Below are 26,969 nucleotides of genomic sequence, written 5' to 3'. Positions count from 1 at the left end.
GCATCCTATTTCGCTTTGCGGTCAGACATCATATTTACGGCTAAACCCTTTATACATTTCTATATGAAAATCAATAAACTTAAATCGCTGATTGCTGCAACAGCATTGGCTGCGGGAGTGGGATTTTCCGCTACTGCACAATCCAGCCTAGCCCACACGGGTGACTGGAAATCTTATTCTAAAGATGCCACCATTGAAGCTAAGGTAGACTCCTTATTGGCTTTAATGACACTAGAAGAAAAAATTGGTCAGATGACGCAGTTCCCAGGTAAAACTGCGGTAACTGGCCCAGCCATTCAGGATGATTATAAAGAATATATGGAGAAGGGCCTGGTGGGCTCCATGTTCAACGTATTTGGTGCCAAGGGCCTTCGCCAGTTGCAGGAATATGCGGTTGAAAATTCCCGCTTGAATATTCCGGTACTTTTTGCTGCGGATATTATCCACGGATATAAAACCACCTTCCCTATTCCTTTGGCGGAATCCTGTTCCTGGGATTTGGAATTGATGGAGCGTTCTGCAAGAATTGCAGCCGAAGAAGGTACCGCTGCTGGTATCAGCTGGACTTTCGCGCCTATGATTGACACTTCCCGCGATCCACGTTGGGGCCGCGTAATGGAAGGAGCTGGTGAAGACGTTTACTTAGGAAAAAAAGTAGCAGAAGCACGAGTTAAAGGCTTCCAGGGTATCGAAAGCTGGGAAGATTTCGATCAGCCTAACACCATGTTGGCAACAGCAAAACACTTTGTGGCTTATGGCGCCGCTGAAGCCGGACGTGATTATAACACGACGGACATGTCGGACAGAACACTTCGCGAAATTTATTTCCCTCCTTTCGAGGCGGCCATTGACGCCGGAGTGGCGACTTTCATGACTTCTTTCAATGAAATTGGTGGCGTACCTTGTACGGGTTCAAAATATTTGTACTCCGATGTTTTACGTGGTGAGTGGGATTTCCGCGGAACAGTAGTTACCGATTACACGGCGATTAATGAGATGGTGGACCATGGATTTGCAGAAGATTTGAAAGAAGCTGCACAAAAATCTTTGGATGCCGGAATCGATATGGACATGAACGGCGCTGCATTTATCAAGCACGTTGGCGCATTGATTGAAGAAGGTAAAATTACGGAAGATCATGTAAATCAGGCCGCTGCTCGTATTCTAGAATTGAAATTTATCCTGGGATTGTTTGAAGATCCTTACCGCTATATGGATGAGGAGCGCGAGGCCGCTACCATTGAAAAAGCGGAATACTTTGAAGAAGCAAGAAGAAACGCGCAGCGTTCAATTGTATTGTTGAAAAACGAAAACAATACCTTGCCATTGGCTAAGAAAGAGAAGAAAAAAGTTGCTTTGATTGGGCCATTCGTAAAAGAGCGCATGTCTTTGAATGGTGACTGGGCGATTAAGGGAGACCGTAAAAAGTCGGTAACTCTGGAAGAAGGTCTAATGGCTGCTTATAAAAAATCTAAAGTAGATTTCCTATACGCCCAAGGCGCTACGCTACCTCGTAAGATTGAAGCAGAAAATGCAAAAACAGCGGAAGAAATCCAGGCAAAAGTTGAAGAGGCACTTGCTGTAGCTCAGGATGCGGACGAAATTATCGTAGCAGCAGGTGAATTCTGGAAATGGACTGGTGAGGCGGCTTCACGTACGGATATCACCCTTCCAAAATCACAAAAAGCATTATTGCGTGCATTGAAAGAGTTAAATAAGCCTATCACTTTGGTCTTGATGGGTGGCCGTCCTTTGGATCTTTCCTGGGAAGAAGAAAATATGGATGCCATTTTGGAGACCTGGTATTTAGGTACTCAGGCGGGACATGCGATTGCTGATGTAATTTCCGGTGACTATAACCCATCAGGTAAAATTACTTTGACTTTCCCACGCAACGTTGGTCAAATCCCAATTTACTACAACCACAAGAACACCGGTCGTCCGGAGGATCCAGCAAAATGGGCAGATTACAAATCTACTTATTTAGATGTACCTAACACCCCACTTTACCCATTCGGTTTTGGTTTGAGCTACGCATCTTTCGAGTACAAAAATTTGAACCTTTCTTCTGATGAATTCTCTAAAGGGGGCAATATCACAGCTTCTATTGAGGTGACCAATACCTCTAAATTAGACGGTGAGGAAATCGTTCAGCTTTACATCCGTGACATCGCAGGTTCTGTGACCCGTCCGGTAAAAGAATTGAAAGGTTTTGAAAAAGTAATGATCAAGGCTGGTGAAACTAAAACAATCGAGTTCAGTATCGATGAATCAACTATCGAATTCTTAACGTTCAACAATGTGATAGCACCTGAAGCAGGTAAATTCAACCTGTGGATTGGTACTAACTCAGCGGACATCAACAATGCGGCTTCTTTCCGCTACGTAGAAAACGCGAACAATTAATAAGTGCCTGAAAAGGCAAGTATAATCCATAATCTCTTTATTTTGAATCCATCTCACGACTTTCAGTGGGATGGATTTTTTTTTTGACTTTTTAGAAACTGCCCTTTCCTGGCAATTTCGAACCCTCAAGCCGAATGATGCAAACTTAAACCCTCAATTAGCAATATGATTAAATCCATGAGCCAATTTCAGTAAATTAGATCATCAGCTTCCTTTGAAAAAACTGAAAAAAAGAAAGCTATTTCATTTTCGACATTTTAACTAAAACGAATAGGAACAGGGAGCATCTACACTTCTCCTGTTCATTTTCTCCCAGGAAGGCCTTTTTCAAGAAGAAAAAGGCCAAAATTCACATCCATGCTTATTTCCTCCAATCATTAAAGTCCTCTACCTGAGCCTTCACATAATCTGCATAACATTTTGCTTTATGCTTGAACCAATCTTCTTGCAAATCCCGATGATAAGAAAGAAAATTTTTAAACTTCGCAAAAGGCCTTCTTCCTTCCAAAATATCAAACATTTTTCTTTGATTTTCACCATTTCGCCCCTCAACAAAAGAAAGCATCACTTCATAACTCTCCCGGCTATCCATCGGCTCCAGCTCAAAAAAATCATCCGGGTTTTTCTCAAATTCTACGAAATCATAATTGCCTCTTAGTTCTTCCATCTCTTCTTCATCCCATGAATTATCAATTAGCTCCTGCGAAGGTAATCTAATCAAACGCCCATCTGCTTTATGCAAAAAGAGACGTTCCAGGCCCATCTCCAATTCCTGCCAAATACCATTTATCTGTGATGCTGTCAATTCCATATTTACCCAAATTTTGATTCACAAAAGCATACTATTGAAAATCATGTCAATTCTTTTCAATTTTATATAATAATAATCATTTTGTGGGAAAATTTCACCTTCCCCAACATGAAACAATTAAGCTATAATTTATTGCAAAAAGGAACCCATGGCGCTGATATCAATAAATATTTTGACTACGGCATCATGAGCCTAATTTTCATAAATATCGGTGCGCTCATCTTAGAGTCCATACCGGAATTTCAGCAACAATACTCCCTGCTTTTTCAGGCCATCGAATATTTTTCCATCATCATCTTCACGTTGGAATACGTAATGAGAATTTACATTGCTGACATGACCCATCCTGCATCGAATAATTGGAAATCAGCATTCCTATTTATCTTTTCTTTCTATGGAATGGTGGACCTCCTTTCCATATTGCCTTTTTATCTGCCACTAATCATTCCTATTGATCTCCGGTTTTTGAGAATATTAAGACTATTTCGTTTTCTTCGGGTATTAAAATTAAACCGTTACACCCATTCTGTCGACTTAATTTTCCAGGTAATCTCCGAAAAAAAGAATGAGCTATACATGACCTGTTTTTTAACCATCATGATATTAGTAATTGCTTCTTTTTTGATGTTCTACGCGGAAGGACATCATCAGCCTGAGGCTTTCCCAAACATTTTGGCGGCATTCTGGTGGGCGGTAGCCACTTTAACAACCGTGGGTTACGGAGATGTTTATCCCATTACCGGCTTGGGAAAATTTATTAGTGGAATGATTGCCATCATTGGGATTGGCCTGGTTGCATTACCTACCGGACTCATCTCTGCGGGCTTTATGGAAAAAATCCATAAGGAAAAAAAACAAAATAAAACCGGTTCAAAACATACCTGTCCTCATTGCGGTAAAGATTTTCATGAACACTCCTAGGCTTGCTTCTCGTATTTAAGAAAAACATTAAGCCAGAATATGAAGAATTTATTACTGCTCCTTAGTCTGACCATTTTTTTGGGCTGTTCAAAATCTCCAGGGAAAAAAGACTACCTCGAAATCGCCAAATATCAGGAGCTTTGTGCCCATTATCCCATCGGATTTTTAGCAAAAATATCACCTGATGAAATTTATGGAAGTGATCGGGCCTATAAGCTCACTCTTTATACCAAAGGAATGGAAAAAGGACACTATAGCAGGACATTTGAGGAAAATGGCTATTATGTAGAATTTTACCTCTTCGCTGATCAGGAGGGAACGATTAGTGGTGATTATACCCACTATTACCCCAACAAAAGATCATGGCCTGAGCCACTCCAATCCCGGAGTGTCCCAGACTATGCTATTGTTAAAGCACCTTACTTCTTTAGCAGCCGGATGTCTACCAATGATTCCATCCCTAAAGCCTTTGACTTGCAGAAATGGCAGCTTGAAAAACGCGTCCACACCTCCTTGGCGAAAATTTCCATCCGACAAAAGGCAGATTCCTCTTATGCCGCCCAAATTTTATGGATGGTGAATGAAAAAGTAGAACTGATGAATTTGGAATGTGAAAATATTAATTGGCAAGAGGCCATGCTTTAGAGGATGTTTAAAAGCCAACGGAATTAAAATAAGAAATAATCCAAAATTGCCCCGGTATTCCGATATTGCCTTCAAAAAATATGCTGAACACCGTGCAATAGCTTCCCTTCCCGGCAATGAATGCAGCCTATCCTAATGGGATTATTGATAAAAAAAAAGCGGATGAAAAAGGAGGCTTCAAGCTATCCCGAATCAGAAATGCTCATGAACCATTTAAGCTAAAAATCATCCGCTTTTGGGCATTTAATTTTAAAGAATGAATAAGCCACCCTAAAGTGATACCGCCTGCTCCACCACCAGTTCAACCTCTTCAGGCAAAATATTATTCAGGACTTCCAGAAAAAAATCCACAGACCGGCCATCTCCCTCCATTCCTTCCAGGATCCACTCTTCGGACATATTATTCACCTTCCGGCTCACACGTGTGAAAGTAGGCATCCCTTTTTTGTTCCAATTTTTATTCACCCCGGAAAAACGTCCCTGATCTAAACACTCTGCCAAGTGGGCCATTTGTTCTGCATCCAATTGTAAGATTTTGGTCTTCCCTTTGAAACGGTACACCAATTCTGATCCATTAATTTGAATCCAGGTAGCGTAATCTACTACTTCATATCTTGGTGGGATTTGTCGGATATTTTCTATGGTCACCATCGAAAATTCCTGAGCTTTTAAGGGAGAGAGCGCCAAAAAAATGCCGATCAATCCTAATCCGATTGTCCGGTAATGCTGTAAAATTTTATGCATTGTAAGTAGGTTGGTTGATAATCTTTGAATCAATATTCAACTATTGATTGATAATAAGTTGGTTATAATTTAGGTATTTATTCCTAAAAAATAAATTATCATATCAACCACACTTCGAAAAATGCAACAACAGGCACATGGAATTTTCTTAAAACGACTCCGTTTAGCTTAAAACCCACATGCCGAGGACCAAAAAAAAATTAAAAATTTAGTTCGAAAACACATAGGCAAGCGCAAATTACCCCAATGAAGTCAGACCGATTCACAGGGCCTCATGGCTAATTACTCTGAAGGAGAATGCGCTCTTTTTTATATTAACACGGAGCCACCCATATATTACTCCATGTAGAGGGAAAGAAAATTCAACCCCCATACTATCCTATCGATAATTACGCCTTCAAATAATTACTTTGATTTTGAATAGGCCAAAGAGAGAGCCGTTGGAAAGCGCAACGGTTCAATCAAAAAATTCAACCACCCTATAACCAAATTTTAGACAGGCGATTTGGTTGAATCCTATTTTGCTCCTAATGAATATACCCAACCCGAAAAAGCGACTTGTTTTCCAATCCAATAAGAGCATATTCAAAAGCTCAGTTTCGTAACGAAAATTGGAATTATTGCAAAAGCGATACCCGATTAATTTAAGAGAATAGCAGCGCTTTTGATGAGAAATTATCCAAAATCGCTTCCAATAATTCGATTTTGCAGACAGACGATGTGCTTTTAAACATGCTCAAAACTGTAACGCCTCCGTGTAACTCACCAAATCCAGTGGGAAATTTCTAAACTATTCTACAACTTTCACTCCCTTATAAAAAGCCACATGATCTCTAATTTCTTCCGCCGCAGGTTTCGGATGTTCATAATACCAGGCCGCATCGGTATTGACCTCTCCTTCTATTTCCACATGATAATAGGAGGCCTGCCCCTTCCAGGGGCAGCTGGTATGCGTGCCCGATGGTTTTAAAAATTGCTGTACCACACTTTCGGCAGGAAAATAATGATTACCCTCTACCAGTTTGGTCTCGTTACTTTCTGCAATGATTTGATTTTTCCAAATGGCTTTCATAAAGTTTTTATTTTTGCCAACGGCCTGAATGTTCAAAAGTTTAGATCGAAAAAATCCTTTCAAAGTGGAATATTTGTTTGGATAATCCACAATGTAGACGCTCGGATTTCCCAAAAAAACCTATATTTGCAGACTATATTATAATTGAATTTTTAAAAGACAATGGCGAAGAATTTTGTTGAAGAAGTAAGCTGGAGAGGCATGCTTCACGATGTAATGCCCGGAACGGAAGAACAACTGAATAAAGAGTTGACTGCCGGTTATTTAGGCATTGATCCTACAGCAGACTCCCTGCATATCGGTCACCTTGTTGGGGTGATGTTATTGAAACATTTTCAGGAAGCAGGCCACAAACCATATGCTTTGGTAGGTGGTGCGACTGGTATGATCGGTGACCCTTCAGGAAAGTCGGAAGAAAGAAATCTTTTGACGGAAGAAATTCTTCAGCATAATGTGAACAGCATCAAAAATCAGCTGGCCAAATTTTTGGACTTTGATTCTGATACTGACAATGCAGCAGTTTTAGTGAACAACTATGACTGGATGAAGAATTTCAGCTTTTTGGATTTCGCCCGTGATATTGGAAAGCATATTACGGTGAACTATATGATGTCCAAAGATTCTGTAAAGAAAAGACTCACTGGTGAAGCGAGAGACGGCATGTCTTTCACTGAGTTCACCTATCAGCTTTTGCAGGGATATGATTTCCTTCATTTATATAATCACGAAAACGTGAAACTGCAAATGGGTGGATCTGATCAGTGGGGGAATATCACCACCGGTACAGAGTTAATTCGCCGTAAAGCGCAGGGAGAAGCATTTGCGATTACTTGTCCATTATTGCTAAAATCTGACGGGACCAAATTCGGGAAAACCGAAGGCGGTGCAGTTTGGCTGGATCCGAAGCGTACTTCGCCATACGCTTTCTATCAGTTTTGGCTGAATGTTGCCGATGATGATGCAAAGAAAAATATTAAAATTTTCACTACGCTGGATAAAGCCACGATTGATGAGCTGATTGCTCAGCATGAAGAGGCTCCACACACCAGGATTTTGCAGAAACGTCTGGCAGAGGAAGTAACCCGTATGGTTCATGGACAGGATGAACTAGACATGGCGATTAAGGCTACTGGAATTTTGTTCGGAAAATCGACCACTGAGGACTTAGCTTCCTTGAATGAAGATACTTTGTTGGCTGTTTTCGAGGGCGTTCCCCAAGCGGAGATTTCCAAGGCGGATTTCGAAGCAATTGAAAATTATACTGATTTGGTATCTTACGAAGGCTTAGTATTCCCATCAAAGGGGGAAGCCCGGAAGATGATCAAAGGCGGTGGAGTATCAATCAACAAAAATAAAATTGCTGATCCTAACGGCGCAGTGGAAGTTAGTTTATTGCAGGACAAATATTTGTTGATGCAAAGAGGAAAGAAAAACTACTACCTGTTGAAGGTGAACGCATAAAATATTGAAATTTCCTCCGAAGGAAATAATCAAAATACCACGGCTTTGAAAGTCGTGGTTTTTTTATGGTTGTGGAAAATAGTCCACAATTTGCAACTTGTAGTTTTTAACAGCCAAAATTCTGAGATAAAAATATCCATCACTACCTCACGGGTGGAAATAGAGGTTATAGCCCATTCAGAACCTGTATAAGGATAGCCCGAAAACTCCGCTAAAAATGTTGGCCTCCAGAGGACTACTTTATCCCCCTCAATAAAGCACCTCGCTTACCCAAATAATAATAAGCCCCCCTGAAAGACCGATTTATCAAGAAGATAGTCCTCGAGAAAAATCATCACCCAAGGCCCTAAATTTTTCCCTCACGAAATCTCCCCCGGCTTTTCTGCATTTAATTCCCCATTAATCGTTCTCCGTAATGTGCTCCGATCAGGGCCAGAAAAAAGGCTATTCCTCCTCCGATAAGAAGCTTGCTCAAACTAAAATAAATAAAAGAATAAGGCGTAAAAACGGATACTATCAGCATCAAGGCAACCGCCAGAAAAGCGCCCACTGCGGGTTCTAAAATCCGGACTCCCGGAGAAATAATCCCAATAATAAAACCTCCGCATAAATAACTGATCAAATTCAGTCCACCCTGAAGCTGGTACCTTAAACTGACCGAAACAATTCTGCCTGCTAACATTTCAGCCAAATATTTCCCCAAAAATAACTCCACCGCTACAAAAATAACGAAACTCAAAACCACCCACCGCTTAGAAAAAACACCCTGATTAAATGTCATATCTTTTTAATAATAATTTCACGCTCCTAAAAATATCTCCCGCTCTCCATTATATTTACATCAGGTGAATTCATTTGAAATCCCCTGCAGATCCATTAGCGGATTGCAGAGATAAATGTCTGCCCAGATTTTAATAATTCTGACCGCTGTATTTAACGGAAGCTTGGTATAAAACTTAATTTCCCAAAAATATTCAAAAAAGAATAAAACTAAACATAACCAGTCTATAAACACCCACATGACTCCATTTATTCAAAACCGCTTAATGAAATCCTTACTTTTTATTATATTTTGGTCCTTCCCCCTTCTTTCAATGGGACAAAATCCCTCAAATAAAGATTACGAAAATCCCGAAAAGCTTGCACTGGCCTTACTGGAAACCATCTCCGGAAAAAAGGGAGAACCACGGGATTGGGAAAGATTTCAAAATTTATTCACACCAGACGCCCAACTTCATGCCATTCGGCTAAAAGGCGACAGCATAATTCATCAATCATTTTCAGTAGAGGAATTCATTGAACGGACCAAACCTTTTTATAGCGCTAATGGCTTTCGAGAATACGCCTTTGAAACGGAGGTAAAATCTTTCGGGCATATCGCGCAAGTTTTTCAGCCCTACGGTGCTTCTGTTGAGGGAAAAGGAGAAATTGCCCGCGGAGTCAGTGTATATGAAATGGTTTTCAAGAAGGGGCGTTGGTGGATTTCTTACCTTAATTATGAAGCTGAATCTGAAAAGGTAAGGTTGAACATTAAAAAATAGGCGCAAAAATAAATTCCCTTCGATAAGCACCATTGAAGGGGATCTATGCTATTTATTATTATTTGGCCGAACTTGCTTTTCCCTCATACCTTTACCTCGATGGTAAAGATCAAATGGTAAGACTAATCTTCAAATATCCCAGCCTTGCCGCTCAATAAAAATTTAATCCGACAATATCCGACTTAATGACTAACGCTGTTGGAAAAAACATTAATAATGATTACCCCTGCGATAATAAAGCCGATTCCAATAATGGAGGCTAAATCCAATTGCTGACCAAACCAAAAATACCCAATGATGGCCAAAAGTACAATCCCAGCCCCGGACCATATAGCATAAGCGACACTGACATTAATTTCTTTCAAAGTCAATGACAGGAAATAAAAAGCAACGCCATACCCTACTGCGGTGATGATAGAAGGCAGGGGTTTTGTAAACCCTTCACTTGCATTCATGGCACTGGTTCCGATAACCTCGGAAATAATTGATATCGTTAAAAATATCCACCGCATAATGAGCAATTCTTTTGTTAGAGCTGCAATTTGATAAAATCATCCCAAACAACTGCAACCATACCAAATGATTATCAATTTTTTTAAGCAAAATAGCAAAACCTGAAGGGTTCACCACTTAATTCATTAAACCATCCTAGCCCCCTGAATATCATAATAAATGAGATTTGATAATTTTAAATACCCCCATTTTGGCTAAGCTTGGAGCTCAATCTCTCCGATCAACCCCATAAACAGTATTCGTTATCTCTAAAATTAAGTATCAATAAAAAAAGGCCGGAAATTCCGGCCTTTTATACTTTATTATAAATTACACTTATTGCGCATCCCGCACATTCTTCTGAACGGCAATAGAAGCGAACATCACCAGGGTATAGGACATTCCATAAAAGCCTTTCTCACTCAGCTCCAAGTCGGCATTAAACAAGCCCACTACTAAAAGGGCTATCGCACTTATCAACGCAAACCAGCAAATTCCAAAATACATATCGGTAACTGCAATTCCCTCCAATCGGTCCCTTACACTTTTTTGAAGCGAAACCGAAGCAAAGAGCCCATAAAGCAAAACGGTGAGATAGTAACCTTTTTCGTTTAATTGCATTTCGGCATTATAAAGCCCAATAAGAAATGCAATAAATCCCACACCCAGAGCAATCCAGCCAGCCGCTATAAAAACTTTTGACGGTGCATTAACACTAGTTCCGTGATTAACCACTGTATTTGAATCTTTTTTTTCTTCTATATCCAACATAATGATAAAAATAATTACAAAAATTTTAAGATATGAAATTCTGTGTAGAATTTTTAGTTATTACTGGATGATAAAGTAATTTCATACGTATCATGCTATTAATTTTCACAATTACCAGGAAACATCACACCCAATTGATGGTGCAAAAAACAAAAAAACCTGCTTTTTAGCAGGCAAATAGTTTTTATCTCACGATCCCTATTTGAGCGGATCTACTTTTTAACTGGATTCGTTTGGTAATCCGGTGCATTGTCAATCGAATCGAAAAATGGAGCAATATCTACTTTTGTTTCCTCTTGTGGAATATCTTCCACCTGTTCAACCTCTAAATCGTCATTTTCATTTACAACCGGCAACACCTCTTCATAATGGCATGCACTTAAAACAAATAGACTAGATAAAATAAAAGTGTTAAAAAAAATCTTCATATGATTATAATTAAGAAAGAATACTCAAAAGTAAATGAAAATTATAATTTATGAAAATATATAAAATTTTATAACATTATAATTTTATTAAATCATGATACGTAACCAGACAACCTGTGCGCCTGTTTCACTACTTTAGATAAAATGACTGAGGAAGGCTTAAAACCCACTACGGTGGCATCATCCAACTGCTCCTCTCCTCCTTTCCAATCTTCAAAAAACTTTTGTATCACCATACCCTGAGCCTTTAAAGGAAGATGTGAATTTTCAAAAATGAGTTTTCTCATATTTTTACGCATCAACTTCTTCCCACTTACTTTACCAAACTGATCCGAAAAACCATCGGTAACCATATAGAAAGTACTGTTCTCTTTCAAAAGAATTTCCTTTTGGGTAAATTTTTGCGCACTGGATTGCTCCAGGGGAGTTCCTATATATAAACGATCTGAACGAAACACTTGCAACTCCTCCTCTTCGACAACTATCAAATCTAAATTTGCCCCAGCAAATAATGCCTGATCTTGCTGGATTAAAACCACGCCAATTTCCATTCCATCGGGTAACTCGGTCTGTTTTCCACTTTCAGTATGGGTAAACTTCCTTTGCAATTCTTCCAATATTAATGCCGGTTGGTGAATATCCCGGGCATGCACAATTTCCTGAAGACATTGACGCCCATACATAGTAAGTAATGCTGCCGGAACCCCATGCCCGGTGCAATCCGCCACAGCCACGATAACCCCTTTTGCAGTATGGGTAATCCAGAGAAAGTCTCCATTTAACACATCCTTAGCAACAGAAAAATGAAAATAGTCAGGAATAATTTTCTCTATCTCTTTTTCTGAAAGAGAGAACATCCGCTGGACGTGGTCTGCATAATTCAAACTCGCCTCAATGGAAGAGTTACGGTCCGCTAAGGTTTTATTGAGGCTCGTCAAAAGCGAAGATTTTTTCAGCAACTCATTTCGGTTTTGCGCTAGTTCAAAATTCCTTTGTTCAAGCACCAGGGTATGTTCTTTCACACGCCTTTCCAATTGGATTTTTTGTCTTCGCAATTTGATAGTGTACCATTTCACTACCATCGATAAAATGGATAATAATAAGACAATATAAAGGAGCACGGCCCACCAACGTAAAAACCACGGTAACCTCACCTCAAAAGGAATATATAAGGGTTCAATATCGGTACTAAAACTACTTTTGGCCTGAATCTCCAAACTGTGCCCCCCAGGACTCATATCGTAAATTGTGAATTCGGCATGATCCGCCCAAGCACTCCAGCTTTGGTCATCTATACGATATCGATAATGTAAAGCCTCTGGGCATTGGTAGTAAGGCGCAACAGCCTTTACATGTAAGGGTTTATTATAAGCTAATTGAGGCACTGAGCCCCAGTCCTGAATTTTAAATTTCTGCTCTTCACTTTCAACACGCAAAGGGAAAATTTTAAATGTATATTCCTGTTCAGATTTATTCGGATCTAAAAAGAAAACCCCTTTTCGGCTGAAAATCCATTTTTTCCCATCCTCCACATCGAGGATATCTATTACCTTTCCAACCACTTTATCGGGAAGACTCACCTCCACTTTTTTAATGTGCTCTTCCTCTTCCCCAAAGGTCTGGATGACATACTTTTCATTTTCAAAATGAAGCAAACGATAAGTATCTTGAGTTGATTTCGAAAGCACTTCCCCCTGAATGACAGCCTGATCAAACACCCATTGATCCTCACGAAGTGCATATTGTTTATCATTAACCACCATAAACAACTGATCATCCCGTTTATATAGTTTTTTATCGCCTATTAATTTAAGATCCCGATCTATATACTCGATTTTATAATCCAGGAAATGTTCAGTAAAAACATCCGGAACCAGTACTTTATTGTCCTGACTGGAACTAACCAAGGGGTCGGTTAAACGGAAAGCTTTATAATTTTTGGTATCCCAATCGGAATCGAGCCTTATTTTCCCCCAATTTTCATTAGTGGTAAAATAAAATACCGGATGGCCCTGCTCCAGGACAAACTCTAAGTCAGTCGGATTAAAAGCATTTTCATAGTTAGAATACCAAAGTCTTTTTTGCTCTCCCTCAAAATCAAATATATCAATGCGTGCCGCCCCAAAGCAGGCCAAATATTGATTTCCTTTATAAGAAAATAGACGAAAACCCTCATAGGCCCGGAGATTAACCTGCTTAAGGTTATCGAGACCGCTATCGGAATAGAAAAAATTAAATGAAGAATAAAAGAAATGATTCCCCACCGAAAAAATAGATTTACTTCTGGCGGGAATTTCTTTTAATTCATCATAATGAAACATAAAATTATGATCGTTTTGCTTAAACCTAAACAAACCTTTGTCACTGGCATAAATAATAGCAGAATCATATCGGCTTGCGCCAATACAAAAGCCGTTGTCTTGCCCCATGACCTGGGTTAAGAAACTGGAATAAGGCCAACATTGGATAACTCCATTTCCTACAATCCAAATATTACCCTCCCGATCCTGCATGAAACCCCGAACAAAATCAGTCTTGAGGCCATTTTCACCATTAACCTTTGCGACAAACTCTCCTTGTTGAGTATAAAAAAGAAGTCCCTCAGAATCCGTTTTTAAGGCGATTAATCCATCATTTAACAAATATGCTCCATTGGGACCCGCCTCTGCGGTAAGTTGATCATAGGCATTTAGCAACTCGACATTACCTTCCAGGTCAAAATTATAAATCTGTCCCCGCCGGTTAAAGGTCATAAACTTCCCTTTTTCCACTTCCACAAAACCAATCGGAGTATACCGCAATCGAAAAGACTTCCCCAAAAATTCCAGGAGATGTACTTTATTTTCCTTCACATAATAAGGTCCATGAAAAATATCAGTGATAAAAAGGCCCTCTTTCTGCTTAAAAATCTGAAAACCAGAGCGAAGCTCATGCATACTCCAGATTTTTGTTTTCCAATTCAGCATCAATAAACCTTCAGCGGAAAGAAAATAAAAATAATCCCCCTGAACGGCTAATTGCCTTAATTTTTTGGCGTAGATCGGTTTAAAGTTTGGTGGAATTTCAAGGGAGTCATATATCTGTGGCTGATCTTCCCCATAATCCCTCCAATAAATTTTATCAGGATGAGCTATAACCATTTTGTTTTCCTCAAAAACATGATTAATCACCTTTCCGACAAAATCAAAATCATGAACAACCGACCATTCTTTCCCCTGCAACCTCCTTGGACGACTGAATTCATCTATTACATGAATAAACCCTTTTGGATCCTGATAAACGAGTTGCTTCAGCACCTCCCTTTCATATTTCGCCCAGGGTTGAGAATAGTCATAAAGTTTAATATTGGATACCTCTTGACCATAAACCAATACCTGAGCATGAAAAAATAAGGAAAACAGGAAAAAATATGTATAGTAGGAGATGTTATTCTTTTTAATCATTTGAATGAATATTATCAAATTGCATTCTAAATTAGAAAAAAAAGATTTCGATTAAAACCTAAAAGGTCACCTACAGTAATTAATAATGATTATACCTAAAACAAAATACTATAACCAGCTATCTATTAAGCAACTAACCAAAAATCATGAAAAAATTACGCATAAAAAAAAACGCTTTCCAGCGTCTTTTATCGTTTTGAATTAGTTTCACAGCTACAGCAAGCCTCCCTTGAGCCCCTTTTTCAATTTCAATTCCGGATGCCAATATTCCATATGGTAATGAACGGCAAAAGCACTCACTACTCCCACCAAAGAACCAAAATAGATATCCACCACAAAATGCTGCCCCAGATATACCCGGGAAAAGGCGGCCAATAGTGCTAATAAGAACCACATCAACGCCCAGTGAACTTTATTGGAAATAATGACCAGATAGGTTGCCACTCCAAAAGCCATAGCAGTATGCCCCGAAGGAAATGACCATTTACTATGTAAGCTCACCCCTTCTACCACATTCATGGGAATTTCATTCAGCTCAAACCAGACCCGTGGCCGTTTCACATCAGCCCAGATCACTCTTTTCGCAAAAGTGGTGACCAAGGTTTGAAAAAGCACCACCAGTCCTCCTTCAAGGGCATAATACTTTTTCACTTTTAAGAGCCCAAGAAAAAATAAAACCAGAATTATGCCATCGCCCAAATAAGTAATGTATTTAAAGAACACATCTCCGGCGGGAAAATGATGCTGATTCACCCATACTTCCATGGGTCCCCTACCATACATCAAAAGCAAAACCCCATCAATAATGAGCAGGGATAAATAAATGGGGGCTATAATGCTGAGCTTTTTTTTCATCATGAGCTTGTGGTCACTGATTGATCAAATCGAAATTTTAAATATTTAATATCTTCACCTTTTTCGGTAAATAATTTCTCATAATAAGTTTTAATACCATAATGTTCCTTCATCAGCTCCTCTTCCTGATAAAGGTCAAAGGTATAGGTAAGATCCAAAATATCAGACCGTTCCTTCAACACCTCCAGGGTATATTCAAACAGCGGGGTATTATCCGTTTTAAATTTTACCCAACCATCTGCATCTACCATATTTTTATACATTTCCAGGAACCTTGGATGCGTCAATCGACGCTTCTCATCACGGTCTTTCGGACGAGGATCCGGAAAAGTAATCCACAACTCATCGATTTCCCCTTTTGCGAAAAACTTTTCGATATGAAGAATTTCTGTTCGTAAAAAAGCCACATTCTCCAATCCCTCATCAATGGCCATGGTGGCGCCAACCCAAATTCGGGCACCTTTTATGTCCACACCGATATGATTTTTATCTGGGTTAGTCCTCCCTAATCCCACCGTATATTCACCACGTCCACAGGCTAATTCTACTACTAAAGGCTTTTCCTCCTGAAAATGCTCCGCATTCCACTTTCCTTTAATGGTCTCAAACTTTTCTTTCCCCGGCTCAATGGTATTGTACCTTACCGAATTATCTGCAAATCGCGCTAATTTACTCGCTCTCCCCATTGTATATTTTTATAACTCTTCTATTTCTGCTACTACGAAGGTACTCCCTCCAATAAATATTAAATCTCCCGGATCAGCTGCTGCTTTCGCTTTGGCGATAGCTTCTTTTACAGAAGGAATAACTTCCCCAACCAAACCATGAGTTTTAGCTTTTGTCGCCAATTCCTCCGCCTTCAAAGCTCTGGGAACATCAGCCTGACAGAACAAATATTTTGCCGACTTCGGAAGCAGGGCCAGTATCGGATCTAAATCCTTATCATTCGCCGCTCCCCAAACCATCCAAAGCTGCTTATACGTCTGCCGGCTCAATTGCTTCACCAGCATCTGAACGCCATCGATATTATGGCCGGTATCGCAAATCATTTTCGGATCCTGTTGCAAAAGTTGCCAGCGCCCCTTAAGGCCGGTCAATGCCACGACTGATTCCAGCCCATGGACAATATCTTCCAGGCCAATTTCCCAACCAATGGACTGCAAGCCGTAAACCATCTCCATTACCCCCAACAGGTTTTCCTTTTGGTAATCCCCTTTCAGTTCAGGGTCTACCCCAAAGGCCACCACTTCATCATCAGACTGGATAAACAGCAAGCCATTTTGGGCTTTCATTTTCCAATAATCCTGAGCAAACATCAAGGGCGCTTCTTTCTCCTCCGCGATTTGCTCAAAAACCTCCTGCACTTCCGACTGCTTGCGACTCACCACTATGGGCGTCTTCTCTTTAATGATGCCCGCTTTTTCTTGGGCAATTTCTGTAAGCGTCTCCCCCAGCATGGCCTGATGATCCAATCCAATATTCGTTATCAAACAAGCGATTGGAGACAGCACATTGGTGGAATCCAACCTTCCGCCCAGCCCCACTTCCACGATGGCCACATCCACTTTCTCTTTAGCAAAATGATCGAACGCCATGGCAACGGTCATTTCAAAAAATGAAGGCTGAATGCGTTCTATTTCCGACATCATCCCCGCTACAAAAGAGACCACTTGCTCCTCACTAATTTCCTTTCCGTTGACTTTTATGCGTTCCCGAAAGCTCTTAAGATGAGGAGAAGTATATAGCCCGACCTTATATCCTGCAGATTGTAATATCGCGGCCAACATATGGGAACTACTCCCTTTTCCGTTGGTGCCGGCAATATGAATACTTTTAAATTTTTGATGCGGATTTTCCAATACTTCGCACAGCGCGAGCGTATTGGTTAAATCTTTTTTGAAAGCAACCGCCCCTTGTCGTTGATACATGGGTAATTGCTGATATAAAAAATCAAGCGTTTGCTGATAGTCCATATTATTTAATTAACTGAGCGACAGCGCTCAGCGATAGTTTCCAGATTTTGATCCGACAAAAATACAAAATTGGACTAAATACTACTCCAAAAGCCCTGATATTCCATTCTTTTAATGAAGAATAAAACATTGAATCCAAAATCTCCTTTTTAAATAAGTAACCTCTTAAAGATAATTTTCCCTGCTAATGCGCTTTACCCAATATGTTTTTCTGCTGCTGCTTAACTTGAACACCTTTTCATTGGCACAGGCGCAAAAGCATTTTTATGACATTTTTATGGGAGAGGAAATTGTAGGAAGCATGACCGTAGAAAAAAAAATCATTAATGATCTTGAAATCTACACCATGGAATCCAGGCTAAAAATCAACCTCTTCAAAGAAATTGAGAACAATTTCATCATCAAAACCCACTATAAAAACGGTCGTCTGAGCCATTCTTTTTTTGAAAACTATATGAATCAAAGCCTGAAAGAACGCACAGAGGTAGTCAGTAAAAATGGCAAACTACACATTAGCAAAGAAAAGCATCAGTGGACTATTCCTGAAGTACCTTTTTCTGTAATTAGGGCCTATTTTGAGAAACCGGAGAAACATCAGGAAATTTTCAGTGAACGATTAGGTGAATTTCTTCCCTGTAAAAAAGTCGCGCCCTCTGCCTATTCGCTTAAGGTGAGCATGATGAAGGAAAGTAAATTTTATTATGACGGAAACCAATGTATCAGGGTAGAGGGTAAGTTTGGACCTGCTGCTTTCATTTTCCAAAAAAGAAGATAACATGCTTTTTTTCTGCTTTTTACACCTTTTTATCTCTTTTGATTTGGAGGAATAAAGCAGACATTTTTTAACTTGCATTAGAGCAAATAAACCAATCGTTCTGCTTAATCACATATAATTATTGCCTTATTGACCTAAGGGTATTTGAATAGGTATAGCATATTACCAGACTCGAAATCCCCTTGCATTCCAAGTCCATAATTGGTGATTATTAGATCTTTATATGGTTTAACCTGCTCCTAAAATAATCCCCCATTATTTTTTAAAAAGATAATCTCATGCAAACAGAATTCTCCCCCACGACCGCTATCTCTGATGCTGCTGAATTTTATAAAAAATGGCGTCAAAAAAAACTAGTTAAAAAGGTGACATCAGAAAAACAGGCAAAAGAAAAGAAACGTGTTTAACCATTATTCGACGCGCTCACTCATCCCACAAGTCCTCCCGACTTGTGGGATTTTTTTTATATCTGTCCGCCCCCATACCCTTTTATATCCGAAATTTCATTTTTTTTAATTACCTTTGATCTTCTTATTTATTGCATCAATAGCTAAAATGGACAGTATTCAATCCGCTTTAAGTGAAGAGGGCTTTATTAACGCCCCCGTGGATCCCGATCTCGATCTGGTTGAGGAGATCAAAAAACTCAAAAAAGAAAAAAATGCCGTAATTCTTGGGCATTATTATATTACAGGCGATTTACAGGATATTTCCGATCATTTGGGAGATAGCCTTGGATTGGCCCGAGCAGCGGAGGAGACCGACGCAGACATTATTGTTTTCCTTGGAGTACACTTCATGGGAGAAACTGCCAAAATCCTTAATCCGAACAAAAAGGTGATCATTCCTGATCTTAAGGCCTCTTGTTCTTTGGCTGAATCTGCGCCTGCGGATGCATTTGCTGCTTTCAAAGCCCAACATCCGGACCATATTGTTCTTTCCTACATCAACTGTACTGCAGACATTAAGGCACTTTCCGACGTGATTGTAACTTCTTCCAATGCCGTTCAGATTGTAGAATCGTTCCCTAAAGATCAGAAGATCATTTTTGCTCCGGATAAAAATCTGGGAAGTTATATCAACAACCTAACCGGCCGCGAAATGGTCCTTTGGGATGGTGCCTGCATTGTACATGAGCAGTACTCCCTGGAGAAAATTCTGGACCTGAAGGAAGAGCATACCGATGCGGAATTTATCGCTCACCCTGAGTGTGAACGCCCTTTGCTTTTGGCTGCGGACTTTGTAGGATCAACCACTGCCTTGTTGAGGTACACGACAGAAGCTTCAAAAGCGCAAAAGTTTATTGTGGCGACCGAAAGTGGTATTCTACACCAAATGCAAAAAGCGGCTCCGGAGAAGACTTTCATCCCGGCACCATCAGTGGATGCAACTTGTGGGTGTAACGATTGTGCCTTTATGAAGCTGAATACTATGGAAAAGCTTTATAATGCATTGAAATTTGAACTTCCGGAAATCGAATTGACTGACGACCAAATAGAAAAAGCAAAAAAACCAATTCTTAAAATGTTAGAAATCTCTAACAAATTAGGTATTAAGTAGATTTTTCTCCCTCAGCGGGATAAATTGCACAATATTTGAACTCAAACAAAAGCCTTACCCAATGGTCAGGCTTTTTTCTTGCGCTACTTACTGACTCCGACGATCATTTGATTTTCAGTAATTTAGCCTAAAATCGTATATTGTTCAGGATTCTACTACAAATAGATAACCACAGACAAAATCATGAGAGCACCCCTAAGAAAGGATATTGAAATCATGGCCCCGGCAGGGGGCTTCGAGTCATTAATGGCAGCCATACAAGGTGGCGCAGATTCGGTATACTTTGGTGTAGAGCAGTTAAACATGCGTGCCCGAGCTACTATGAACTTCAAATTGGATGATTTGGAAAAAGTAGCAGCCATTTGTCAGGAGCATGGCGTTAGAAGTTATTTGACACTAAACACCATCGTGTATGATCACGATATGTCGATCGTGAAGCATGTTTGCGATCGCGTAAAAGAAGCGGGTATCACCGCCATCATCGCCTCTGACCAGGCCGTTATTTCCTATGCCAAATCCATCGGCATTGAAATTCATATTTCTACGCAGGTAAATATCACCAATGTAGAGACCATCCGTTTCTACTCGCTTTTTGCAGATGTGATGGTACTTTCGAGAGAATTAAGTCTGATGCAGATCAATCATATTTGTGATCAGGTCAGAAAAGAAAATATTTGCGGACCGAATGGCAAACCGGTAGAAATTGAGGTTTTTGCTCACGGAGCGCTTTGCATGGCCGTTTCCGGTAAATGCTATCTATCTCTGCACACTTACAATTCCTCGGCCAACCGCGGAGCATGTAACCAGAACTGCCGTCGCAAATACAAGGTGATGGATGCGGAAGATCCGAATATTGAATTTGAGATCGACAATGAGTACATCATGTCTCCAAAAGACCTATGTACTTTGAACTTCATGGATCAACTGCTGGACACCGGTGTCCAGGTTCTGAAAATTGAAGGTCGTGGTAAGGGACCTGAATATGTAAAGGAAGTGGTTTCCTGTTACCGGGAAGCCGTAGATGCCATTTATGAGGACACTTACACCCCTGAGAAAGTAGAGGGTTGGATGGAACGCTTACGTTCGGTATACAATCGTGATTTCTGGGGCGGATATTACCTGGGGCAGGAATTAGGCGAATGGACGGATCAGGCCGGATCACAGGCTAGCCAGAAAAAAGTGTATTTAGGCGTTGGAAAACACTACTACACCAAAATAGGGGTAGCAGAGTTTAAGATTGAGGCACAAAAAATGCGTGTTGGCGACAAGCTTCTGATCACAGGGGTCACCACCGGAGTGATGGAAGTCGAAGTAGAAGAAATCCATGTAGATGGCCAACCGGTTGAAGAGGCTAAAAGAGGAGATCTTTGCTCGATCAAAGTACCGGATCGCGTGCGTCCTTCTGATAAATTATATAAAATGGTGGCCAACGAAGAAGTAGTATGATCACCATTATTCACCAAAGAGAAAAATGCATAGGTTGCCACTATTGCGTGGAAATGGCCTTTAGCCGCTGGCGGATGTCCAAGAAAGACGGAAAGAGTGTTTTATTGGGCGCCAAGGAAAAAAAGGGCTTTTGGACCGTAAAGGTGACCGAGGATGAGTTGGAAGAAAACCAACGTGCGGCTAAAGCTTGTCCGGTGAATATTATTCAGGTAAGAGAGCATTAGCCTCAAAATACAGCAAAAAGCGTCATATTTCTATGGCGCTTTTTTTTGATCAAAACATTCTGATTAACTTGCCCCAAAAGGAAGCATGAACCATTTGTCCCAGATATATCAATCCAACCTGGCCTTGCTGACCGACCTTTATCAACTGACCATGGCATATGGTTACTGGAAGGAAGGCAAACAGGATCAGGAGGCCGTTTACGAATTATACTTTCGTAAAAATCCATTTGATGGCGGCTTTACCATTGCAGCCGGATTACAATTTGTCATTGATTATCTGGAAAATTGGTCTTTTGATGAACCTGAACTCCAATATTTAAGTGGATTAAAAGGTCCCTCAGGCAATCCTTTGTTTGAAACCGCTTTCATAGATTATCTAAAAACATTAAGATTCACCTGTGATGTTGAGGCCGTAGAAGAAGGAACGGTAATCTTCCCCCTGGAACCCATATTGAAGATCAAAGGACCTTTACTACAAGCCCAATTAATTGAAACGCCCCTGCTGACCATCATCAATTTCCAGACTTTGGTCGCCACAAAAGCTTCCAGACTTCGACTGGCTGCAGAGACTGACACCCTGCTGGAGTTTGGATTACGAAGAGCCCAGGGAATTGATGGAGGAATTACCGCCTCCAGAGCAGCTTTTATCGGTGGGGTCAATGCCACTTCCGACGTGCAGGCAGGCATGTTGTTCGGTATACCAGTAAAAGGGACACACGCCCATTCTTGGGTTTTGGCCTTCGATTCTGAAGAAGAGGCATTTGAATCTTTTGCCACTGCGATGCCCGACAACACCATACTACTGGTGGACACTTACGACACTTTGGAGGGGGTAAAAAAAGCCATTCAAGTCATGAAACGTTTAAGCAAGAAGAAAATTCCCTTTCATGGCATCCGGCTGGACTCCGGCGACCTGGCCTATTTAAGCCAAAAAGCACGAAAATTACTGGATGAAGCAGGTTTTTTCAATACTGTAATTGTAGCCTCCAATGATTTGGACGAACATATTATCCGATCGCTCAAAAAAGAACAGGGTGCTAAAATCGACGTATGGGGAGTGGGCACCAAACTGGTAACGGCTTATGACCAACCCGCTTTGGGGGGTGTATATAAACTTACCCAAATCAAAAATAAAGACGGCCAATGGGAACCTAAAATTAAATTATCAGAGCAAGCCGTAAAAGTCACCACTCAGGGCAGCCATCAGATCCGGCGATTTTATGATGAAGAAGGAAAAATGGTCGCCGATATGATTTATGATCAGGAAATAGGTGCCGATGCGGAAAAGATCATTGACCCTTCCGATGCCACCCGAAGAAAGAAAATAAAAAAGACCTGGTTATATCAGGATCTTTTGGTCCCGGTATTTGAAGGCGGAAAACTGCAATACCTGCCACCGGCTTTAGAGCACCTGCAGAAAAGGACAATTCAAAGCTTACATACCTTAGACGCCTCTGTTAAAAGGTTTACCAATCCACACAGCTATCCTGTAGGGTTGGAACCTGAATTAGACCAACAAAAACGTGAACTGATTTTTAAATTACGCGAGCAGAACTCATAATGCATAACACCCGATCCAACCACAGATCAAAGCTCATAGGATTACTGACATCATCCCTATTACTGTTTTTATTTATATGGATAAGAGGTATTTGGTTCCAATGGCATGGACCCAAAAATTACGGATTTATCATTGCCCTATTGGCTTTTTTATCAGGAAATATCATAAATCAATTCTTTAAAAAGTTTACAAAGTCTGAAACGCAATATTTTGGAAGTCAATTTAGCCTCCCCTTGTTCTTTATAGGGATCGCACTCCTGCCTAAAATTATATTTTTAATAAAAATCAATACACTCTATTTTGAACCAGCATTTTATGCCTACTGCATCCTACTGGGCACATTAGCACCTCAAATACAGCTAAATAGCTTTCGACTTTCCGCTTTGCTATTCCCTGCTTTTATCGCCTTCTCCCTTTATCCCATAACATTCAAAATCGACTGGATTCCACTACTACTGATTGCGCTGGCCTTTCTTTATGCCTTTTTTCAAAAAGAACAAATTAAGCCTCTGAGCAAAAAACGGAGCGATTGGATACTAATAAGCAGCTGTGGCTTAGCCGCTTATGCTGCAATACATTTTAACTTTACCCCAAAGCCCGAACAAGCTCAATTTCAGGATGTTATCACCCATCAATTGAATGGGAATATACACTCTTATTTTATCGGAAAATACCGAAACCACCAATGGATTTACCGTAAAAATGAGATCATACATTGCACTGCAGATGATGCCCTTTACCGGGAACCCTTAACTTATTACCCTCAGGGCTACTTAAAAAATCCGGAATCGGTATTGGTGATTGGTGATGAATTTAGAACAGCTGTTAAAAAACTGATCCACCAAAAAAACTGGAAAAACATCCATCACCTGCCCCTGGATTACATTAACCTCCCAAAGGAATACTCATCGGAATTCTTAGACAAGCGGCTAAGCACACTGAAGGAACCGATTGGCGTTTATTTAGAAAAATCGAATCACCAATATGATTTAATTATTGTCGATACACCATTCCCGAATTCGGTAGAAGACAACAGGTTCTTTACCTTAGAATTTTATCAATTACTGGCTAAAAACCTCCATCCCAAAGGCATTTTCATTACTTCCGCCGGCAATCCTTTTCTTTTTGAGCGGGGCATTGAAATTATTAACAAAACCATTAGTGCCGCTGGTTTCCAAACCGAAAAAATCCATAATGCCGGCACCAGCATGGGGGAATTATGCTGGTTGATTGGTAGTCCGAAGGAATTGAGCTCCTATGAGTTCAATTTTGAAACCACCACCTGCGAATGGCTCAACAAAGAAGCCATTACGCTATTAAGGAGTTTTCCAAAAGCAAAAAACCAATCAGACCTTCCTGTCAATCGACTGGACGATCCTCAACTCCTCTCCTCTTTAAAATCTGAAACCCTGGGAAGTATTTAATGAAACGCAGACAATTTTTAAAAATAAGCAGCACCGGATTATTAGCAGCCCCGCTTTGGCAATGGGCTTGTCAACATAAAAATCAGCCGCTTCCTTTTCCGGTTCATTTAAGATCGGAGGATCAAGCAGGGCATTTTCTTCGTTTCGGATTACCGGATTGGCCTCAAAAAGCCACCGAAACCACCACAACCCTTATTGTGGGCGGTGGGATGGCAGGCTTAAGTACGGCTTGCCATCTGGAGGATCAGGATTTTCTTTTGCTGGAAATGTCAGATCGTTTAGGAGGAACCGCCTCGGCAGAAAACCATCAGGGGCAATGGATGGCGCAGGGAGCACATTACGATGTGGCCTATCCTGCCTATTATGGAGAGGAAGTATTGAGCTTCCTGAAATCGATGAATATCATTGATTTTGATCCATTGGCCAGAACTTACCGGTTTACAGACCGCGAACATATTGTCCCATTTTCAGCGGAAGGCCAATATTTACAAAACGGGGAAAGAGGTGGAAATCTTATCGCCGATCACTGGGAACGTCACCAGTTTCAAAAAATGATGGCTCCTTTTGAGGGAAAAATGCCCATGCCAGCGAGGCTGATCAAAAAAGAGTTCCATTATTTAAATGACATCACTTTTAAATCATTTCTGGACGAGCACTATGCCTTTTCCAATGAAACCCTTTTGGCCTTAAGCTATGCCATGCGCGATGATTATGGGGCGGGCATCGAGGAAGTCTCTGCACTGGCGGGCATCCATTATTTTACCTGCCGCCCCTATGGCAGTATGGATGCGGAAATTTTTTCACCGGGGGAGGGAAATTACTACTTCATCAAAAAAATGAAGGAAAGATTGCCTCAGGAACGAATACAATGCCAGCAAATGGTCGTCAACATCCAAGAAGTGAAAGATGGCTTTGAAACCACCGTAGTGGATATGACGGCTCAAAGCCTGCGAAAAATCCGGTCCGCCAATTTGGTCTTCGCTGCTCCAAAGTTCCAACTGAGTCGACTATTTCCAAAATATGCAGCACCCTTTATCGGACAGGAATACAGTCCATGGCTGGTGATCAATTTTGTCTTGAAACAACCTCTGGAAAAAAATCGAGCGGTCTGGCAAAATGAATGGATACAAGAAAACAGCCCATTATTAGGAATGGTCAACTCCAAAGTACATCAAAATGAAAATCAACAAATCCTTTCCCTCTATCACAACTATCAGATGGAAGAAAGAGAAGAGTTGCTAAAAATAAAGGAGTCTCCCGAACACCTGATCAGGTTTGGAATAAAAGCCGTGGAAGCACTCACCAGCGAAAACATTCAAAAAAATACGGCGGCCGCATACATCCATTTTATGGGGCATGCTATGCCATTGCCCAAGCCTGGCTACCTGTTTAAAGCGTTAAACCTGCCACAAAATTTAGCATTTGCAGGAGTGGATTGTTTCCGCCTGCCACTGCTTTTCGAGGCAATGGACAGCGGAATTCAAGCAGCTCAAAAATTGAGCAAGCCTAGTTTAAGCCTTTAAGTAACTGCTCCATTTGCTCTTCCAGTTTCAGCACCCGTCGGTCGAGCAAATGGGGCTCTGCTAAATCGTTGGTAATCCGCTTTCGCACTTCCCAGCATTCTTCCAATCCTGTTTCTTCTAGTACAATGTGCTCTCCCGGATTTTCCCACAAAGAAAGCTTCAGCTGCCCCTGTACAATGGCTGTGAATCGTAAAACATAGGCTTTTCGGGAATGGAAAAGCACTACCAACTTCCCCTCCTCCAGTTCATTAAGGGCCTTTTTTTTACATATCAGCCAATCCCCTTTTTTCAGGCCTGCCCCACTGCCGCCCTGATTTTCCGTCAGTGAAAAAACCAAATGATCCTCTTCCTTTACCCCGGGCACCTGCACTTTTGGTAATCTGCTCAAAAAATCAGCCTTTCTTTGCCCCAGCACATAATTCAGCCAATCTTTCCCTTCCAGCACCGGAATGCCGGTAGCCGGGATCTCTTCTTTTTTATCCAACAAAGTAGAGGTGCCTTCCAAATCGAAATGGTACAGCTGGTTAACCGTTATTTCCTTTGTCAACAAAAGGTCAATACTGAGGTCAAAATGCTTGGCGATCTGAATCAAAGTTTCAATTTTTGGTTCCGAACGCCCCTCCTCATAGGCTCCTACCGAAGGCCGCGCCAGATTAAACAATTCTGCAAATTTTGCCTGGCTCAAATTTTTGACCGACCGGATTTTGCGAATATTTCGACCTATGTATGACATATATCAGAAAAAGTTAAATTTTAATTCTTGAAATTAATCAAAATTATGGCCGGAAAAAATTATTTAAAAATTTTAGCTAATTTTTTGAGCCATGACAAAACTCTTGTCATTTTGTTTCGTATCTTCCCTATATAAACAAAAGGGAAAACAAATAAACATC

General features: G+C 40.6%; 25 protein-coding genes. 13 read left to right on the top strand and 12 right to left on the bottom strand.

All coding sequences use genetic code 11. The features are described 5' to 3' along the window. Positions 1-63: 63 nt before the first annotated feature. Complete coding sequence (gene bglX, locus AAA970_RS07470) at positions 64-2,406, top strand: beta-glucosidase BglX (RefSeq protein ID WP_338236582.1); 2,343 nt, start codon at positions 64-66, stop codon at positions 2,404-2,406. Between the two features lie 361 nt (positions 2,407-2,767). Here bglX and AAA970_RS07465 read toward each other — a convergent pair whose 3' ends face one another. Next, positions 2,768-3,217: a UPF0158 family protein gene (locus AAA970_RS07465; protein WP_338236581.1), complete on the bottom strand. Its 450-nt coding sequence runs from the start codon at positions 3,215-3,217 to the stop codon at positions 2,768-2,770. A gap of 108 nt (positions 3,218-3,325) precedes the next feature. Between AAA970_RS07465 and AAA970_RS07460 the strand changes: the two genes are divergently transcribed. Further along, on the top strand, positions 3,326-4,138 hold the full coding sequence (locus tag AAA970_RS07460) for an ion transporter (protein WP_338236580.1): 813 nt from the start codon (positions 3,326-3,328) through the stop codon (positions 4,136-4,138). 39 nt (positions 4,139-4,177) lie between these two features. Continuing rightward, positions 4,178-4,783 carry a hypothetical protein gene (locus AAA970_RS07455; RefSeq protein ID WP_338236579.1) on the top strand — a complete coding sequence of 202 codons (606 nt, stop codon included), beginning with the start codon at positions 4,178-4,180 and terminating at the stop codon, positions 4,781-4,783. A gap of 270 nt (positions 4,784-5,053) precedes the next feature. Here AAA970_RS07455 and AAA970_RS07450 read toward each other — a convergent pair whose 3' ends face one another. Continuing rightward, positions 5,054-5,527: a hypothetical protein gene (locus AAA970_RS07450; RefSeq protein ID WP_338236578.1), complete on the bottom strand. Its 474-nt coding sequence runs from the start codon at positions 5,525-5,527 to the stop codon at positions 5,054-5,056. Between the two features lie 790 nt (positions 5,528-6,317). After that, positions 6,318-6,599 carry a DUF427 domain-containing protein gene (locus AAA970_RS07445; protein WP_338236577.1) on the bottom strand — a complete coding sequence of 94 codons (282 nt, stop codon included), beginning with the start codon at positions 6,597-6,599 and terminating at the stop codon, positions 6,318-6,320. 162 nt (positions 6,600-6,761) lie between these two features. Between AAA970_RS07445 and tyrS the strand changes: the two genes are divergently transcribed. After that, positions 6,762-8,060 (top strand): tyrosine--tRNA ligase, encoded by a 1,299-nt coding sequence (tyrS, locus tag AAA970_RS07440; protein WP_338236576.1) that lies wholly within the window; start codon positions 6,762-6,764, stop codon positions 8,058-8,060. A 388-nt stretch (positions 8,061-8,448) separates the two neighbouring features. Here the strand turns inward: tyrS and AAA970_RS07435 are convergent, their stop codons facing one another. Then, the gene (locus AAA970_RS07435; protein ID WP_338236575.1) at positions 8,449-8,841 is read right to left on the bottom strand and encodes a hypothetical protein; all 393 of its coding nucleotides are present in this window, start codon (positions 8,839-8,841) and stop codon (positions 8,449-8,451) included. Positions 8,842-9,106: 265 nt separating this feature from the next. Here AAA970_RS07435 and AAA970_RS07430 point away from each other — a divergent pair, with 265 nt between their 5' ends. After that, positions 9,107-9,601, top strand: a complete 495-nt coding sequence (locus tag AAA970_RS07430) for a hypothetical protein (protein ID WP_338236574.1) — start codon at positions 9,107-9,109, stop codon at positions 9,599-9,601. 182 nt (positions 9,602-9,783) lie between these two features. On the opposite strand, the gene AAA970_RS07425 is transcribed toward AAA970_RS07430, so the two are convergent. From AAA970_RS07425 to AAA970_RS07395, 7 genes are all read right to left on the bottom strand, one after another. Continuing rightward, on the bottom strand, positions 9,784-10,116 hold the full coding sequence (locus tag AAA970_RS07425) for a DMT family transporter (RefSeq protein WP_338237709.1): 333 nt from the start codon (positions 10,114-10,116) through the stop codon (positions 9,784-9,786). Positions 10,117-10,429: 313 nt separating this feature from the next. Further along, positions 10,430-10,864, bottom strand: a complete 435-nt coding sequence (gene yiaA / locus AAA970_RS07420; RefSeq protein ID WP_053404823.1) for an inner membrane protein YiaA — start codon at positions 10,862-10,864, stop codon at positions 10,430-10,432. Positions 10,865-11,076: 212 nt separating this feature from the next. Continuing rightward, entirely contained in the window at positions 11,077-11,292 is a 216-nt protein-coding gene (locus AAA970_RS07415; protein WP_338236572.1) for a hypothetical protein, read from the bottom strand. 92 nt (positions 11,293-11,384) lie between these two features. After that, on the bottom strand, positions 11,385-14,735 hold the full coding sequence (locus AAA970_RS07410) for a SpoIIE family protein phosphatase (RefSeq protein WP_338236571.1): 3,351 nt from the start codon (positions 14,733-14,735) through the stop codon (positions 11,385-11,387). A gap of 213 nt (positions 14,736-14,948) precedes the next feature. Next, positions 14,949-15,593, bottom strand: coding sequence for a phosphatase PAP2 family protein (locus AAA970_RS07405; RefSeq protein WP_338236570.1), 645 nt, complete (start codon positions 15,591-15,593; stop codon positions 14,949-14,951). After that, on the bottom strand, positions 15,590-16,276 hold the full coding sequence (gene trmB / locus AAA970_RS07400) for a tRNA (guanosine(46)-N7)-methyltransferase TrmB (protein WP_053404819.1): 687 nt from the start codon (positions 16,274-16,276) through the stop codon (positions 15,590-15,592). The genes AAA970_RS07405 and trmB overlap by 4 nt, the downstream gene beginning before the upstream one ends. Positions 16,277-16,285: 9 nt before the next feature. Continuing rightward, the gene (locus tag AAA970_RS07395) at positions 16,286-17,563 is read right to left on the bottom strand and encodes a bifunctional folylpolyglutamate synthase/dihydrofolate synthase (protein ID WP_338236569.1); all 1,278 of its coding nucleotides are present in this window, start codon (positions 17,561-17,563) and stop codon (positions 16,286-16,288) included. A 187-nt stretch (positions 17,564-17,750) separates the two neighbouring features. On the opposite strand from AAA970_RS07395, the gene AAA970_RS07390 reads away from it, so the two are divergent. The 8 genes from AAA970_RS07390 to AAA970_RS07355 all read left to right on the top strand — a co-directional run bounded on the left by AAA970_RS07390 (position 17,751) and on the right by AAA970_RS07355 (position 26,076). Next, positions 17,751-18,338, top strand: coding sequence for a DUF6134 family protein (locus AAA970_RS07390; protein WP_338236568.1), 588 nt, complete (start codon positions 17,751-17,753; stop codon positions 18,336-18,338). 278 nt (positions 18,339-18,616) lie between these two features. Next, positions 18,617-18,745: a hypothetical protein gene (locus tag AAA970_RS07385; RefSeq protein WP_301280964.1), complete on the top strand. Its 129-nt coding sequence runs from the start codon at positions 18,617-18,619 to the stop codon at positions 18,743-18,745. Positions 18,746-18,893: 148 nt separating this feature from the next. Then, positions 18,894-19,898 carry a quinolinate synthase NadA gene (gene nadA / locus AAA970_RS07380; RefSeq protein WP_060686261.1) on the top strand — a complete coding sequence of 335 codons (1,005 nt, stop codon included), beginning with the start codon at positions 18,894-18,896 and terminating at the stop codon, positions 19,896-19,898. A gap of 183 nt (positions 19,899-20,081) precedes the next feature. Then, complete coding sequence (locus AAA970_RS07375; protein ID WP_338236567.1) at positions 20,082-21,344, top strand: U32 family peptidase; 1,263 nt, start codon at positions 20,082-20,084, stop codon at positions 21,342-21,344. Then, complete coding sequence (locus AAA970_RS07370) at positions 21,341-21,568, top strand: ferredoxin (RefSeq protein ID WP_053404815.1); 228 nt, start codon at positions 21,341-21,343, stop codon at positions 21,566-21,568. The genes AAA970_RS07375 and AAA970_RS07370 overlap by 4 nt, the downstream gene beginning before the upstream one ends. 85 nt (positions 21,569-21,653) lie before the next feature. Beyond that, complete coding sequence (locus AAA970_RS07365) at positions 21,654-23,129, top strand: nicotinate phosphoribosyltransferase (protein WP_338236566.1); 1,476 nt, start codon at positions 21,654-21,656, stop codon at positions 23,127-23,129. A gap of 635 nt (positions 23,130-23,764) precedes the next feature. Then, positions 23,765-24,553 (top strand): spermine/spermidine synthase domain-containing protein, encoded by a 789-nt coding sequence (locus AAA970_RS07360; protein ID WP_338236565.1) that lies wholly within the window; start codon positions 23,765-23,767, stop codon positions 24,551-24,553. After that, positions 24,553-26,076, top strand: a complete 1,524-nt coding sequence (locus tag AAA970_RS07355) for an FAD-dependent oxidoreductase (RefSeq protein ID WP_338236564.1) — start codon at positions 24,553-24,555, stop codon at positions 26,074-26,076. Before AAA970_RS07360 ends, AAA970_RS07355 begins: the two co-directional genes overlap by 1 nt. On the opposite strand, the gene AAA970_RS07350 is transcribed toward AAA970_RS07355, so the two are convergent. Next, positions 26,060-26,809 (bottom strand): helix-turn-helix domain-containing protein, encoded by a 750-nt coding sequence (locus AAA970_RS07350; RefSeq protein ID WP_338236563.1) that lies wholly within the window; start codon positions 26,807-26,809, stop codon positions 26,060-26,062. The two genes, AAA970_RS07355 and AAA970_RS07350, sit on opposite strands and share 17 nt — an antisense overlap. Positions 26,810-26,969: the final 160 nt, after the last annotated feature.

The sequence above is a fragment of the Persicobacter diffluens genome (genome assembly GCF_036244895.1).
Lineage (GTDB): Bacteria > Bacteroidota > Bacteroidia > Cytophagales > Cyclobacteriaceae > Persicobacter > Persicobacter diffluens.
The sequence above is the reverse complement of the archived record's forward strand: the minus strand, read 5'-3'. Positions and strand labels throughout refer to the sequence as shown.

Excerpts from the sequence above, each read along its gene's own strand:
- AAA970_RS07365 (WP_338236566.1), top strand. The coding sequence starts at position 21,654 with ATGAACCATTTGTCCCAGATATATCAATCCAACCTGGCCTTGCTGACC.
- trmB (WP_053404819.1), bottom strand. The coding sequence starts at position 16,276 with ATGGGGAGAGCGAGTAAATTAGCGCGATTTGCAGATAATTCGGTAAGG.
- AAA970_RS07350 (WP_338236563.1), bottom strand. The coding sequence starts at position 26,809 with ATGTCATACATAGGTCGAAATATTCGCAAAATCCGGTCGGTCAAAAAT.
- AAA970_RS07410 (WP_338236571.1), bottom strand. The coding sequence starts at position 14,735 with ATGATTAAAAAGAATAACATCTCCTACTATACATATTTTTTCCTGTTT.
- AAA970_RS07455 (WP_338236579.1), top strand. The coding sequence starts at position 4,178 with ATGAAGAATTTATTACTGCTCCTTAGTCTGACCATTTTTTTGGGCTGT.
- tyrS (WP_338236576.1), top strand. The coding sequence starts at position 6,762 with ATGGCGAAGAATTTTGTTGAAGAAGTAAGCTGGAGAGGCATGCTTCAC.
- AAA970_RS07405 (WP_338236570.1), bottom strand. The coding sequence starts at position 15,593 with ATGATGAAAAAAAAGCTCAGCATTATAGCCCCCATTTATTTATCCCTG.
- bglX (WP_338236582.1), top strand. The coding sequence starts at position 64 with ATGAAAATCAATAAACTTAAATCGCTGATTGCTGCAACAGCATTGGCT.
- AAA970_RS07385 (WP_301280964.1), top strand. The coding sequence starts at position 18,617 with ATGCAAACAGAATTCTCCCCCACGACCGCTATCTCTGATGCTGCTGAA.
- AAA970_RS07415 (WP_338236572.1), bottom strand. The coding sequence starts at position 11,292 with ATGAAGATTTTTTTTAACACTTTTATTTTATCTAGTCTATTTGTTTTA.
- AAA970_RS07370 (WP_053404815.1), top strand. The coding sequence starts at position 21,341 with ATGATCACCATTATTCACCAAAGAGAAAAATGCATAGGTTGCCACTAT.
- AAA970_RS07355 (WP_338236564.1), top strand. The coding sequence starts at position 24,553 with ATGAAACGCAGACAATTTTTAAAAATAAGCAGCACCGGATTATTAGCA.
- AAA970_RS07430 (WP_338236574.1), top strand. The coding sequence starts at position 9,107 with ATGAAATCCTTACTTTTTATTATATTTTGGTCCTTCCCCCTTCTTTCA.
- yiaA (WP_053404823.1), bottom strand. The coding sequence starts at position 10,864 with ATGTTGGATATAGAAGAAAAAAAAGATTCAAATACAGTGGTTAATCAC.
- AAA970_RS07445 (WP_338236577.1), bottom strand. The coding sequence starts at position 6,599 with ATGAAAGCCATTTGGAAAAATCAAATCATTGCAGAAAGTAACGAGACC.
- AAA970_RS07390 (WP_338236568.1), top strand. The coding sequence starts at position 17,751 with ATGCGCTTTACCCAATATGTTTTTCTGCTGCTGCTTAACTTGAACACC.
- AAA970_RS07450 (WP_338236578.1), bottom strand. The coding sequence starts at position 5,527 with ATGCATAAAATTTTACAGCATTACCGGACAATCGGATTAGGATTGATC.
- AAA970_RS07435 (WP_338236575.1), bottom strand. The coding sequence starts at position 8,841 with ATGACATTTAATCAGGGTGTTTTTTCTAAGCGGTGGGTGGTTTTGAGT.
- AAA970_RS07465 (WP_338236581.1), bottom strand. The coding sequence starts at position 3,217 with ATGGAATTGACAGCATCACAGATAAATGGTATTTGGCAGGAATTGGAG.
- nadA (WP_060686261.1), top strand. The coding sequence starts at position 18,894 with ATGGACAGTATTCAATCCGCTTTAAGTGAAGAGGGCTTTATTAACGCC.
- AAA970_RS07460 (WP_338236580.1), top strand. The coding sequence starts at position 3,326 with ATGAAACAATTAAGCTATAATTTATTGCAAAAAGGAACCCATGGCGCT.
- AAA970_RS07395 (WP_338236569.1), bottom strand. The coding sequence starts at position 17,563 with ATGGACTATCAGCAAACGCTTGATTTTTTATATCAGCAATTACCCATG.
- AAA970_RS07375 (WP_338236567.1), top strand. The coding sequence starts at position 20,082 with ATGAGAGCACCCCTAAGAAAGGATATTGAAATCATGGCCCCGGCAGGG.